This window comes from uncultured Lutibacter sp. (genome assembly GCF_947495725.1).
Classification (GTDB): domain Bacteria; phylum Bacteroidota; class Bacteroidia; order Flavobacteriales; family Flavobacteriaceae; genus Lutibacter.
The window spans coordinates 617,093-631,363 of the sequence record NZ_CANLZZ010000001.1; the positions used below are offsets into that span (position 1 = coordinate 617,093).

General features: G+C 29.7%; 12 protein-coding genes and 1 tRNA gene. 6 read left to right on the forward strand and 7 right to left on the reverse strand.

The window, feature by feature from the left end:
• Nucleotides 1-45: 45 nt before the first annotated feature.
• Entirely contained in the window at nucleotides 46-741 is a 696-nt protein-coding gene (locus Q0776_RS02525; protein ID WP_298364636.1) for an ABC transporter ATP-binding protein, read from the reverse strand.
• A 24-nt stretch (nucleotides 742-765) separates the two neighbouring features.
• Nucleotides 766-2,244 (reverse strand): DUF5687 family protein, encoded by a 1,479-nt coding sequence (locus Q0776_RS02530; protein ID WP_298364640.1) that lies wholly within the window; start codon nucleotides 2,242-2,244, stop codon nucleotides 766-768.
• A gap of 180 nt (nucleotides 2,245-2,424) precedes the next feature.
• On the opposite strand from Q0776_RS02530, the gene Q0776_RS02535 reads away from it, so the two are divergent.
• From Q0776_RS02535 to Q0776_RS02550, 4 genes are all read left to right on the forward strand, one after another.
• Entirely contained in the window at nucleotides 2,425-3,480 is a 1,056-nt protein-coding gene (locus Q0776_RS02535) for a 2Fe-2S iron-sulfur cluster-binding protein (RefSeq protein ID WP_298364643.1), read from the forward strand.
• Nucleotides 3,481-3,524: 44 nt separating this feature from the next.
• The gene (locus Q0776_RS02540) at nucleotides 3,525-4,208 is read left to right on the forward strand and encodes a LysE family translocator (protein ID WP_298364646.1); all 684 of its coding nucleotides are present in this window, start codon (nucleotides 3,525-3,527) and stop codon (nucleotides 4,206-4,208) included.
• Nucleotides 4,209-4,288: 80 nt separating this feature from the next.
• Entirely contained in the window at nucleotides 4,289-4,672 is a 384-nt protein-coding gene (locus Q0776_RS02545; RefSeq protein ID WP_298364649.1) for a hypothetical protein, read from the forward strand.
• Between the two features lie 14 nt (nucleotides 4,673-4,686).
• Nucleotides 4,687-4,896 (forward strand): YwbE family protein, encoded by a 210-nt coding sequence (locus tag Q0776_RS02550; RefSeq protein WP_298364652.1) that lies wholly within the window; start codon nucleotides 4,687-4,689, stop codon nucleotides 4,894-4,896.
• Here the strand turns inward: Q0776_RS02550 and Q0776_RS02555 are convergent.
• The 5 genes from Q0776_RS02555 to folB form a co-directional block, all read right to left on the reverse strand.
• Entirely contained in the window at nucleotides 4,893-6,722 is a 1,830-nt protein-coding gene (locus tag Q0776_RS02555) for a M1 family metallopeptidase (RefSeq protein WP_298364655.1), read from the reverse strand. The genes Q0776_RS02550 and Q0776_RS02555 overlap by 4 nt on opposite strands.
• Nucleotides 6,723-6,819: 97 nt before the next feature.
• The gene (locus Q0776_RS02560; protein ID WP_298364659.1) at nucleotides 6,820-8,463 is read right to left on the reverse strand and encodes a S8 family peptidase; all 1,644 of its coding nucleotides are present in this window, start codon (nucleotides 8,461-8,463) and stop codon (nucleotides 6,820-6,822) included.
• Between the two features lie 14 nt (nucleotides 8,464-8,477).
• Nucleotides 8,478-9,338 (reverse strand): MBL fold metallo-hydrolase, encoded by an 861-nt coding sequence (locus tag Q0776_RS02565; RefSeq protein ID WP_298364662.1) that lies wholly within the window; start codon nucleotides 9,336-9,338, stop codon nucleotides 8,478-8,480.
• Between the two features lie 158 nt (nucleotides 9,339-9,496).
• Nucleotides 9,497-9,567 (reverse strand) — tRNA-Cys (locus Q0776_RS02570).
• Nucleotides 9,568-9,634: 67 nt separating this feature from the next.
• On the reverse strand, nucleotides 9,635-10,000 hold the full coding sequence (folB, locus tag Q0776_RS02575) for a dihydroneopterin aldolase (protein WP_298364664.1): 366 nt from the start codon (nucleotides 9,998-10,000) through the stop codon (nucleotides 9,635-9,637).
• Between the two features lie 196 nt (nucleotides 10,001-10,196).
• Here folB and Q0776_RS02580 point away from each other — a divergent pair, with 196 nt between their 5' ends.
• Together Q0776_RS02580 and Q0776_RS02585 are read left to right on the forward strand one after the other, a co-directional pair.
• A complete protein-coding gene (locus tag Q0776_RS02580) occupies nucleotides 10,197-11,885 on the forward strand; it encodes a glutamine--tRNA ligase/YqeY domain fusion protein (RefSeq protein WP_298364667.1) in 1,689 nt (562 codons plus the stop codon).
• Between the two features lie 159 nt (nucleotides 11,886-12,044).
• Complete coding sequence (locus Q0776_RS02585) at nucleotides 12,045-14,231, forward strand: outer membrane beta-barrel protein (RefSeq protein WP_298364670.1); 2,187 nt, start codon at nucleotides 12,045-12,047, stop codon at nucleotides 14,229-14,231.
• Nucleotides 14,232-14,271 lie beyond the last annotated feature (40 nt).

Here is a 14,271-nt window from a genome sequence, read left to right on the forward strand (position 1 = left end):
TGTAAAAGGTGTGTAAAAATACAAAATAATGTGTATTTAATTTAGTTACACCGAAAAATACGTTTCCAATTCCTTTAAAGTTTCTTCTGAAGTTTTTATATCCTTAACTATTTCTCCCTTATCTAAAACTACTATTCGTTCACAAACTTCAGTTACATGACCCAAATCATGACTCGAAATTAAAACCGTTGCATTACTATCTTTGGTTAAATTTCGTAATAATTTTTTTAGTCTTATTTGTGTTGTTGGATCCAGGTTTGCAAAAGGTTCATCTAAAATTATCACTTCTGGGTTACCTATCAAAGCGGCAACAATTCCTACCTTTTTTTGATTTCCTTTAGATAAATCTCTTAAGTATTTTTTCTTTCCTAAAATTTCATCATTAAAAATTTCTTGAAATTGAGTTAAAAAAGTATCCACATCAACTTTATTCATTCCTCGTAATTCACCAACAAAATAAAAGTATTCTTCGGGTGTTAAGTAACCAATTAAAAAACTTTCATCAATAAAAGCTGCAGTAAATGGTTTCCAATCTTCACTTTTGCTAACTTCAATTTCATTGTTAATTACACTTCCAGTTGATGGTTTTATTAAATCTAAAAGTAAATTAAAATAAGTAGTTTTACCGGCACCGTTATTTCCTACCAAACCAAACGATTGTCCTTTTGGAATTTCTAAAGATGCTATATTTAAAACAATATTTTCTCCGTATTTTTTTGATAATTCAGTTGCTGTAATCATTGCTGTTTAGTTAAAGTTTTGATGTTAATTATTTTGCTCAAAAGCGCTAATCATTTTATATTTTGAACTCACATATTTTTTTGAAATAAAAGCCATTGTTTTTTGATGAAATACAATACCAATAATTCCTAAAATTATTAAAGTTGCTACTGCCGCTTCAAAACCAATGGTAAAATATGGTAATAGAAAAATTCCAACAGGAACTAACAATAAAGGAAACCCAACTAGCCATTGTACTGCACCTGTTCCTTGATAATTGAATGCTGCTCGCTGAGTTAAATCAATTTTTTTTCTATTAAATGAGCCTGCATAAAGTAGTACATAAACATTTACACCAAGGTTATAAATTAAAGTTGCAAAATGCACAACTAAAATTTTCCATCCAAAATACACATACGGAATACTCAACACAAACATTAGTATACTAACTATAATCATTAATGAGTATTTTGAATTTAAATATTCTTTGTATTTAATATTCTGACTCATTAGTAATTTATAATAGCCACTATCCCAAGCTGGAATAAACTGACCAAAATTTATCATAAATATTCCTGTAACAAATGTTCCTATAAAAACGTAAAGCCATTCCATTTCTATATACATTTTTTGTGGATAGAAAAACAATCCATACAACAAACCAATTGCTAAAATAAATATGGACGATCTCGGTCTCTTATTTCGCCATAAAAGTTTTAAATCTAACTGTAAAAATGGAGCTATTGAGCCAAACTTTCTTGTCCATTCTAAATCTGTTGTATTGGCAATTTGCGTTTTTGCTTTTAATGAGCCATCGATATATAATTTCTTCTTTAAAATTGAAAAATTTGCAAAATAAAAACCAACTAAAATAAAAATAGGAATTAAAACTAATATTGGATTTTCAATAATTGAATTCATTGCTGCACCCACAAAATTTGAAAATGAAATTATTTCGAAATAATTTAAGGCAAATAAACCTGAAGCCAATGCAATTATTGGAAGAAAACTTAGTTCTGTTTCGGCAGATTTACTTTCAATAATAAAATTTAAATAATTAATAATTAATGAAAATAAAATCATAGCTAGCATCCATACCAAAGCTGTTGCAACACTATAATCTTCAAAAATTAGAATAGTTCCAAACGGAATAACCGCAAATAGAGGTAAAAAGTTAAAAAATGATAAAGCCGATTTTCTTAAAACATAATTTACAATTTTACTTTTTTTAAGTGGTAACACTAAAAAAGGTTTTACATTCATTACTGGCAACTTTTGTAAAAAGAAACGCATAACTAAATCGGCTAAAAACCAATAAAATAAAAATCCATTTACAATAAGTAAAGGATCCGAATCTGGAAATTGTTTTTTTAAAATTGGATAAATTGAAACTCCTAAAACTAAAAAAGACAAAATCATATACAAAGCAAAAAATCCCAGAAGAATATTTAGCGCAACACTTTTTTGCCAATACGACGAACGAAAAAATTGTTTCCATTCAAAATTTAAAAAATATTTAATCATTTGGTTAAAATTAAAGCTAGTTGTTTTATATGTTGGTAAAGATGCTCATTTGTTACAAAAAAAATGAATAACCTAGTTATAAATATATAGGTATTTTTTTTAGAATACTTTTCTTGGGCATTCATTTTAACAATTTTTTGAAATTAGATTCCCTACTTTTGTAATCTAAAACATATTACAATGCCTAAGTTTAAAAAACTTATTATTTCAGATATAAGAAAGGAAACGGCAAAAGCGGTTTCAATTGCTTTTAATATTCCAAGCGAGTTAAAAGACGAGTTTAAATATATTCCTGGTCAATATATAACCATTAAAATAACAATAGATGGTAAAGAGATTAGAAGATCTTATTCAATTTGTTCGTGCCCCGAAGAAAATGAATTTAGAGTTGCTGTTAAAGAAGTTGAAAACGGACTTTTTTCAAATTATGCCACCAAAAAATTAAAGGTTGGCGATGCTTTAGAAGTTTGTCCTCCCGAAGGAAAATTTATACTTCAAACTACTACATCTAATCAAAAAAATTATGCGGCTTTTGCTGCTGGAAGCGGAATTACTCCAGTAATTTCAATGATTAAATCGGTTTTAATTAAAGAAATACATAGTTCATTTGTACTAGTTTATGGAAATAAGTCTGATGAAGATACTATTTTTAAAACGGAAATTGAAACCTTAAAAGAACGCTACCCTGAGCGATTTTATGTTCAATATGTATTTAGTAAAAAAATATTGGGCGATGCAATTTTAGGAAGAATTGACAAGTCGATTGTAAATTTAATTGTTAAAAATAAATTTAAAAACACAAATTTTGATGGGTTTTATTTATGCGGTCCAGAAGAAATGATTAATACCGTTTCCGAAACTTTAAAAAGCAACAGTATTCCTTTAAGTAAAGTTCATTTCGAATTATTTACATCAACCTATACATCCGGAGCAATAACTTCAAAAAATTTAGAAGGAGGAACCACTATTACTGTTATTTTAGATGATGAAGAAACTACATTCGAAATGTCTAAAAAGAAGTTTATTTTAACTGCAGCTTTAGATGAAGGTTTAGATGCTCCTTACTCTTGCCAGGGTGGAATTTGCAGTAGCTGTATTGGAAAAGTAACCGAAGGAAAAGCTGTAATGGATAAAAATTCTATTTTAACCGATAGTGAATTGGAAGAAGGTCTTATTTTAACCTGTCAAGCTCATCCAACAACAGATAAAATAACAGTTGATTTTGACGATGTTTAGTAGTTTTATTTAATTTTAATATTTAAAAAACAATTTTTTATTTAATGAGTTTTAACGAAATAAAAGAAGCAATTATAATTGGGTTTTTATTAGCCTTTATGATTGGTCCTGTTTTTTTTATGCTCATTCAAACAAGTATAATAAAAGGAGCTCGTGCTGCAATTGCTTTTGATTTAGGAGTTATTTTAGGTGATATTGTATTTATTGTAATTGCATACTTTGGAAGTAAAAGTTTATTAGAACGCATAAAAGATGACCCAAGGCTTTTTTATATAGGCGGACTTATTTTATTAGTTTATGGAATTATAACTTATTTAGATAAAAGTCAAAAAAGAGTGGTTCAAGACGAAACACTTGTGTTACCCGAAAAAACAAATTATACAAAACTTTTTATAAAAGGTTTTTTATTAAACTTTATAAATATTGGTGTTTTAGGTTTTTGGTTAGGTATGATTGTAGTTGTTGGTTCAAATTTGCAAATGAATCCAGGAAAAATTTTCAATTACTTTTCGGTAATATTATTAAGCTATTTAATTACCGATATAGGAAAAATAACCTTAGCAAAGCAATTAAAAAAATACCTAACTCCAAAGGTTACTTATAAAATTAAAAGGGCAATGGGTGTTTTATTAATGATTTTTGGTGTGGTATTAATTTTAAAAGGATTTATTCCGAAAGAAAAGTTAAACATTAATAATGTAATTGATAAAGTGGAGAAAGCGCACTAATTTTATACAATTTCGAGTTAATGATTTTAATCATAAAAATAGCTCCCTAAAATTAGTAAATTTAAGTCTATATACTTTATATGGAAACTTCAATACTAATTGCTCGAATAATAGGTGTTATATACTTATCATTCGGAATAGGTTTATTAATAAATTCTGCATATTACAAGAAAAAACTTATTGCACTAATTGATAGTGCTGTTTTTTCAATTCTTGGCGGAATGATGGCAATAATAATTGGTTTTTTAATAATTCACAATCATAATTATTGGGAACCCAATTGGACAATCGTTATTACAATAATTGGATGGATTGCGTTAACTAAAGGAGTTCTTTTGCTTTTAATACCCAAATTTACAAAAGCTTTTAAACCTATTTTTCAATTTGAATTATTTTATGTTGTGCTAATCCCATTAATAATTGGTTTCGGACTTGTTTTTTGCTATTTTGGCTTTTTATCCTAAATACAAATTGTTAAATGACACAAGATAAATTAAGTGGAAATTTTAGAAAAAATATTCACATAGGTTCTGAAGTTGAAATTGTTCAAAAACATCATCAACGAACGGGAGAATTAACCGAAGGTTTTGTTAAAAGATTTCTTACTAAGTCACCAAATCATCCACACGGAATAAAAGTTCAATTGGAAACAGGTGAAGTTGGCCGGGTAAAATGGGTGCTTAATTAATGTTTCCTTTCAAAATAATTATTATTTCTTTGGATATCAGCCATAATTAACGAAGGATCAATTTGAACCGATTTTATCTTCTTTTGTACATTAAAAGTATATGTTTGTTCTGCCCAAGTCCAATCTTTTAATACTGTAGCATCGGTAGGTTTTTGTCCATGCATCATTCTTAAAGGAATATAAAAATTTTCAGAAGTACCATCTAAATAGGTAACAAAAACATCCATTGGCATTGGAATTTCACCAACTCTAACAAGTGTAATTTCTTTATTATAAACCATAGCAATAGCATAATCAATTGTATTAGAAGTTTCAATCCATTCATTTAAATACCAATCTAATTGAATACCTGAAACTTTCTCTGCAACTCTTTTAAAATCATTTGGAGTTGGATGTTTAAATTTAAAATCTTGAAAATACTTTTTAATTGTTTTTTTTACATTTTCTTCACCAATAATATAGTTTAACTGATTTAAAAACATACTTCCTTTAGTATAGCTTCCTATGTAATAAGAAGTATTTATTTTATACCTATCAGAATGGGTTGTAAGTGGCTCGTTCATGTTATTTTTTACACCATAAAAATAGCCTTCATAATTTTTATCTGAGGGTTTTCCTTCTTTCTTTTTTAACAAAACATCTGAAGCTAATTCCGAAATATAAGTTGCAAAACCTTCATCCATCCAAGGATGTTTACTCTCATTTGTTGCAAGAACTTGTTGAAACCAAGAATGTGCCAATTCATGAAAAACAGTTCCAACAATACTTCCTAAAGTTTTACCTCCTGCAACCAAGGTACACATAGCATACTCCATACCACCATCACCTCCTTGAATTACAGAATATTGCTTATAAGGATACTCTCCTATGTTTTCATTAAAATAGTTTAAAGCCTGCTCTGTTAATGGTTGTAAATCTTTCCAAGCTTTTTTATAATAAGCTTTGTTTTTATAGAAAAAATGCAGCTTAGTACCATTTATTGTAGTTCTAATATCATGAACATACTCTGGATCGGCTGCCCAAGCAAAATCATGAACATTTGGAGCTTTAAATTGCCAAGTTAGTTTTTCATCCTTACCATGTTTCACTTTTTTATTAGTATAACCATGTCCAACTTCTTCCGGATTTTGTAAGTATCCTGTTGCGGCAATAGTGTAACTTTTATCTATATGAATTGTTACATCAAAATTTCCCCAAACACCATGAAACTCACGAGCAATATAAGGATGCGTATGCCAGCCTTCAAAATCGTACTCAGCCATTTTAGGAAACCACTGGCTCATTGAAAGGGCTATGCCATCTTCACTATTCCTTCCTGCTCTTCTAATTAATTTAGGTACTTGACCTTCAAAAAGCATTTCTAAGGTAACCTTTTCACCCGATTTTAATTCACTATTTAAATTAACCTCTAGTATAGTTCCTTCAACAGAATATATTACATTTTCACCGTTTTGTTTTAATGAGATTATATTAATATAACCTATTTCACTAGGTCTTAATTTTGCAATTCGGCTTTCATATTTAGGATTTTCATTTGTTCCAATATTATTTACCATCCTATTATCTGGATCTACTACTGATTGCAACCGAGCATCCATTTCGCTTCCTGGTTGAAATGCATTATAATACAAATGGTAATAAACCTTATTTAAGGTATCGGGGGAATTATTGGTATATATTAATTTTTGAGCTCCTTTAAATTGAAAATTTTCAACATCTACATCAACCTCCATTGTATAATCTACATGTTGTTGCCAATATGAAGTATTATTTTGAGCCGCTAAAAAATTTGAAGTAATTAATAATAACAAAAGTATTCTCTGCATGTTCCAATTTTTGATGGTTCGCAATATAAAAAAATGCTTGTAAAACAAAAAAGCGCACTCTATATAGAATGCGCTTTTAACAATATATTATAGTTTATTATTTACTGTTTACCATTTTATCAGCTAAAATTAACGCATTGTAAGCATTTACAATTCTACCTGTAACTGATAATTTAGAGAAATGAATTTTTTCTCCTTTTTTACCTGGATGATTAACTTCCATATCCAACTTAGTTCCAGAATTCATAATAATATGTTTAACCTGACTAGCTGATAACTGAGGATAATAACTTCTTATTAAAGTAGCAACTCCGGCTGCTTCTGGAGAAGCCATTGATGTACCACTTATTGCCTGATATTCATCTTTAGGAAAAGTTGAATAAATTTTAACTCCTGGCGCAAAGATATCTACATTTTTTTGACCATAATTTGAAAATGTTGCTGGTAAATTTTCATCATAATTAACGCTCATTGCTCCAATTGTTAAAACATTATCCGATACTTCATCAATTTTATTGTAAGAATCATTAGGCCAATTATCTTTAACATCAATATCTTCACTTGAGTTTCCTGCTGCATGAACCAATAACACGTCATTTTTTTCTGCATATTTTATAGCGTCAATAACCCAATGACGGTGAGGAGAATAACTTTTACCAAAACTCATATTTATTACTTTTGCTCCGTTATCAACTGCATATCTAATAGCTAAAGCAACATCTTTATCGCGTTCATCACCATCTGGTACTGCTCTTACCGACATTAATTTTGCATTAGTTGCAACACCATTCATTCCAATACTATTATTTCTTTCTGCTAAAATTATTCCCGCAACGTGAGTTCCATGAATCTCATCATCTTTTGATCCTATTACATATGGATTTCCATAATTTAGATCTAAGATATTTTCTGGTTGGTCTCCAACAATTGCTCTTCCATCAAAATCTAAATCGTAATTTTTATTTTTCTTTTGTGAAACATAATACTCTTTAAATCCTTTTTCGTCAAAACCATTACCGTACATTTGTAACAAACCTCCCACTTGAGCTTTAATTTTTTCATCATCTGTATTAACAGCTTTTAAATCTTCAATGGTTAAGTCTTCTTTTTTACCTATAAAACTTTTTACAGATTCAAAAACGCCTTCAATTTCAACTAATCTATTTAAAGTTCTAAAATGTCTATCTGAAGCTTTTTCGTATGCTTTTAAATATTCTTGATATTTTTCAAAATCTTCTTTCTCTTCTTCAGAAATATTTTCAGCTGTTTTACCTTCAAATCTGGCATTTAATTTTGCAACTATTCTTGTAATTTCTAATTGTTCTGGAGCTGCAACATCTTTACCTCCTAAAAAATTCCAACCATAAACATCATCTACATATCCATTTTTATCATCATCCACATTATTTCCAGGAATTTCATCAGAATTTGTCCATAACACATTTTTTAAATCTTCGTGTTCTACATCAATACCTGAGTCAATAACCGCAACAATAACCGTTTCTCCTGTTTTTCCTTCTAAAAATTTATATGCTTTATCAACGCTCATACCAGGAATGGTATCTGTTTCCAAATCTGCATGTGCCCAATGGTTGAATTGTTCTTCTGAAACTTCACCTTTCTTGGTCATAATTTTAGCTGTTGTATCCATTGTTGGAACTGCTAAATTCTTAATAGAACTACAACTTGATAGCGTAACAACTGCAATTGCTGCAACATACATTGGTTTTAATATTCTCATATCTTTTTTATTGTTTAATTAAATACTTCATTAAATTTATAGGATTCGTTTAATCGAACTCCTTTTTCGGTGTTTTTTAGTGTACATAGCTCATTTGAAGCGTCGTGTTCTAAAAATAATAAATACTCTTTTTCTACTGCTTTGTTTAAAAATTTTGCTTTTTCGTCCATAGTTAATAAAGGACGTGTATCGTACCCCATAACATAAGGTAAAGGAATATGACCAATAGTTGGTAGCAAATCTGCCATAAAAACAATGGTTTTTCCTTTATATTGAATATGTGGAATCATTTGTTTCTCGGTATGTCCGTTAGCAAATAGAATATCAAACCCTAACTCTGAATTTTTGAGAAAATCAGTTTCTGGAATATTTACAAAGTTTAACTGACCACTTGCCTCAATAGGATTAATATTTTCCTTTAAAAAAGATGCTTTTTCTCGTACATTTGGTTCAATAGCCCATTGCCAATGGTTTTTATTACTCCAAAATTTAGCATTTTTGAAAGCTGGTTCATAACCCGTTTGGTTTTTATTCCATTGAATAGCTCCTCCGCAATGATCAAAATGTAAGTGAGTTAAAAAAACATCGGTTATATCGTCTCTATGAAATCCGTATTTTGCTAATGAACTATCTAAAGAAAAATCTCCAAAAAAGTAATAGTATCCAAAAAATTTATCAGATTGCTTATTTCCTGTTCCAGTATCTATTAAAATAAGTCTGTTGCCATCTTCAATTAGCATACAGCGTAAACTCATATCAATAAGATTATTATTATCTGCTGGGTTAGTTCTTTGCCAAATTACTTTTGGTACTACGCCAAACATTGCGCCGCCATCCAACTTAAAGTTTCCAGTTTCAATAGGATAAATTGTCATTCCTTATACTTGATTTTTATCTTATTAATAAACAAATAGCTCAGTACTACATCGTTTTCAGCTCCCAAAATAAGATTTTGTAAAGATACATTAATTTATACTTAACAAAATGTTAAATAAATCAAAAAACCTAAGCTAATAGCTTAGGTTTTAGGTAGAGGCGACGAGCGGATTCGAACCGCTGTAGGAGCTTTTGCAGAGCCCAGCCTAGCCACTCGGCCACGACGCCTTAATTGGATTGCAAATTTACACAAATTTAATAAGTTCGCAATATTTTTTTGTTTAATGTTTAAATCTTATAAATCCTTTCTGTTTTTACTCATTTCAATAGTTACCATTGCAACGTTTCCTCCAATAGGTGGATTTAACTTTGAAACAGCAACATTAACTTTTTTTACTAAAGGAATTTCATCTAAAACTCTTATAATAATTCTATTTGCAACTTCTTCAAGTAATTTTGAACGAACTGCCATTTCCTTCTTAACAATTTTGTTTAAATGTACATAATCAACAGTATCATTAAGATCGTCCGATTTTGCAGATTTTGATAAATCAGCTTTTACTTCAAGGTCAACTCTATAATCGGAACCTATTTTTCCTTCTTCAACCAAACAGCCGTGATAGGCATAAACACGAATATTTTTAATTTTAATAACTCCCATATTTAATTTGTATAAACCTGATTGATAGAGTATTATAAATTATTTACAGAATAATAAACCTTGTTAACATTGTGCAAAATAAAAGTATCCACCAAAAATTTTTCAGTTTAAAAATCAAATATACTAATTCAACGGTTTGTTTATAGTTGAATTGCTAAAAAATCGATATTTTTGCAACTTATTAGTTTTTGATATTATGAGTGAAGAAAAAAAATCGCTGAATTTTTTAGAGCAAATTATAGAAGAAGATTTAGCTAATGGATTACCTAAAGAGAAACTTCGTTTTAGGTTTCCTCCAGAACCAAATGGTTATTTACACATTGGTCATGCTGCCTCAATCTGCCTTAATTTTGGATTGGGACTAAAGTATAACGCACCTGTTAATTTGCGTTTTGATGACACTAACCCTGCTAAAGAAGAGCAAGAATATGTAGACTCTATACAGCACGATGTACATTGGCTAGGTTTTCAATGGGATCAGGTATTATATTCTTCTGATTATTTTCAACAACTATATGATTGGACAATAGCACTTATTAAAGAAGGAAAAGCGTATGTAGACGATCAATCTTCTGAGGCAATGGCCATACAGAAAGGAACGCCTACTGAACCAGGAACAAATAGTCCAAATAGGGATAGAAGTATTGAGGAAAACTTAGAGCTTTTTCTAAAAATGAAAAATGGTGAGTTTGACGAAGGGTCTCATGTTTTGCGTGCTAAAATTGATATGAAACATACCAATATGCACATGCGCGATCCAATTATGTATAGAATTTTAAAGAAACATCACCACAGAACAGGTAACGATTGGTGTATTTACCCAATGTATGATTGGACTCATGGTGAAAGTGATTATATCGAACAAATTTCGCATTCTATTTGTACTTTAGAATTTAAAAGCCATAGAGATTTATACGATTGGTATGTTGATCAAGTTTTTGACGAAACTAAATTAGAATTACGACCTAAACAACGTGAGTTTGCTCGAAGAAATTTAAGTTATACAGTAATGAGTAAACGTAAATTATTACAATTGGTTGAAGAAGGTGTTGTAAATGGTTGGGACGATCCACGAATGCCTACAATTTCTGGTTTACGTAGAAGAGGTTATACTGCAAATTCTATTAGAACTTTTAGTGATACCGCTGGAATTTCAAAACGTGACAATGTTACAGATGTTGCTTTACTAGAGCACTGTATTAAAGATGATTTAAATAAAACAGCACCTCGTGTAATGGCTGTTTTAAATCCAGTGAAAGTTGTTATCACCAATTACCCTAAAGACAAAGAAGAGTTTTTAAATGCTAATTATAACGATTATGAAGAAGGATTTGGTAGTAGACCAGTACCTTTTAGCAAAGAACTTTATATTGAAAAAGAAGACTTTAGAGAAGAAGCAAACAAGAAATTCTTTAGACTTAAGTTAGGAAAAGAAGTTCGTTTAAAAAACGCTTACATAATAAAAGCCGAAAGCTGTATTAAAGATGAAAATGGTGAGGTAACTGAAATACATTGCACATATGATGAAAATTCTTTAAGCGGTAGTGGATCTGAGGCCAGCAAACGTAAAGTTAAAGGTACTTTACATTGGGTTTCTATAAAACATGCTGAAAAGGCTGAAGTACGTGTATATGATCGTTTATTTACGGATGAAGCTCCTGATGGACACAAAGACAAAGACTTTAAAGAGTTTCTTAATCCAGATTCGTTAAATACTATTGAAGCTTTTGTTGAGCCTAGTTTAAAAACAGCGAAAGAATTAGACAGGTTTCAGTTTCAACGTTTAGGTTATTTTTGTGTAGATAAAGATACTACATCAGAAAAATTAGTTTTCAACCGCACAGTTCCACTGCGAGATAGTTGGGCTAAAATGGATAGTAAATAACTAATTATTAAAATATTTATTCATTATAGAGTGTCTTTTAGACACTCTTTTTTTGTGCTCTATTACCACTCATCAAGTCAAATCTACACTTAATAGATTCATTGTTTTAATACTCATACAATTCATTCAATTTAGCAATCTAACTTAAAATAGTGAATTATGAAATTGGAAAAAATCATTCTCTTTGCGTTGTTAATTTGTTTTAACTTTAGTGTGTATTCGCAAAAAGAAACCGGTAAAAAACTTCGATTTATTCCTTATATTGGATTAAACTCCTCCCAAGGAGATTTTAAAAATGTAAGTGAAAATGGCCTTGTGGTAGGGTTTTCATTAGATAAATATTTAAGCTCCAAATTAGCTTTAGGGATTGATTTAAATCATCAAACTAATCCATTTAAAAATGGAATAGATTATTCAATAATACCAAACCCTTCTGTTGTTAAAGCCATCGAAAATAAGTCTTGGACTAATACTACTTTAACATTTGGACCAACATACAGTATTGGAAATCATAAATTTAACACCGAAATTTATGCAAAAACTGGTATTTCCTTTGTGAAATCACCAAACTCTTTAGTTACTGTTTCAAATCCTACATTTCCAGATTTTAATATTTTTGATTTAAGAAAACAACAAATAACTTCATTTGGACTTACTTCTGGAATAAGATTTAACTATACAATAAATGAAAAAATTGCATTTTTTATAAATCCGCAGTATGTTATTAGTGGAGCTGAAGTAGGGTATTACTACAAAGATCCTACCGTAGCCTTCTTTCCTGGAATTGATGGAGCCGATCCCATTTTTAACCCTGGTTTACTTGTTGAAAATCCAGGCATAGAAACTGTTGTTAAACCAGCACATTTTAATTTAAATGCTGGAATTAAGTTTAATTTGGGAGGAAAGAAAATTGATACCCAAGAAAACGTAGAGAATTCTAATTTAAATCCTTCATTTTGCCGTCTACAATTTGTTAGAACAGAATGTAATAATTCCTCAACAACACTCATTTTATCCTCGAATTGGTCTGGTTTTAGCACAAATTTTACTCAAGCAGTTGAGGTATATAATGGAAACACATTATTAAATCCTTCAACAGCTAACAACCCACAAACTTTAAGCCAAAATTATGGAAATCTACTATTTACAATACCTACTTCTGTTTCAATTGGAACAAATCTAAGGGCCAAATTAAAAATATTTGATACTAATGGAAACATAGTTTGTGAATCTTTAATAAATTTTTCTGTTCCTCCTTGCTCAGTTCAAAGTACTTGCGATTTTCAAGTTGATGTTGCTAATGTTATTTGTAATTTTGGTTCTGTAACCTATAACACAACAAGTAGTTGGTCTAATGTAACAACAGGAAGCACTATAAATATTTTTGCTTATGCAAACGGTACTCAAATACCAATAATAAATGTTCCAAATAATTTACCAATAACTGTAAATAATACAAATAATTCAAGTACAGCTGCTCATTCGGTAACAATTAGTAGTTCCTACATTGGTCAGTCGATAGTACTGATAATGAAAATAACAGATCCAACAACTGGTGCCGTAAAAAGTTGTGGAGGTGCTGATTTATTTTTACCTGAATGTAATAACGAAGATTGTGAAATTACTGCAGAAGCACAACCTTGTAATACAAATGGAAAAACCGTTGTTAATTTTACTTCTAATTGGATAAACTATCTAAATCCTATTGGATACAATTTAAACATAACACTGTTTGACTCCAATAATACACCAATAAATACTTTTATTCCAAATAATGGTAATCCAATTGGCTCCGTTGCAGGTACAAGAACTTTTCAAGTAGATTTAACACCATACGCAGGTACAACCATTTATGCAATTCTTAAAATTTGTAAAAATGGTAATCCTAAAGATTGTTGTGAAAAACATATAAAAATAGATATACCTAAATGCTGTATAGATTGTTTTGATATTGAACTTGAAAATACAACATATAATACAAATATTACTGGAAATACATTTCCTATTGCGGGATACTTTAATTCTAAAGAAGTTAAAAAAGTTGCTTTTCAGCTAGAAGAAATTACTTGCAATAATTTAGCTGGTGCACCTATTACTAACGTTTCAAATATTGAGTTTTCTAAACAATCTTTAATAAACGGAGGATCTGGAACATTAATAGGTAGTTTAAGCACAAATAGCGATAGAAGTAATATGATTATTAAAGATTTACCCCCAAATACTACTGCGGTAAACTTTAGTTTATTGTTAGATAATTTTACTAATAAAAAACTTGTAAAGTATAGAATTAAGGTAACAGCATTTTTTGCTGACGGCACTTATTGTGAAAGCTATTTAAACAACTAGATTTCCAACACTTCTTTTTAATAAAAAATAACTAGTTAAA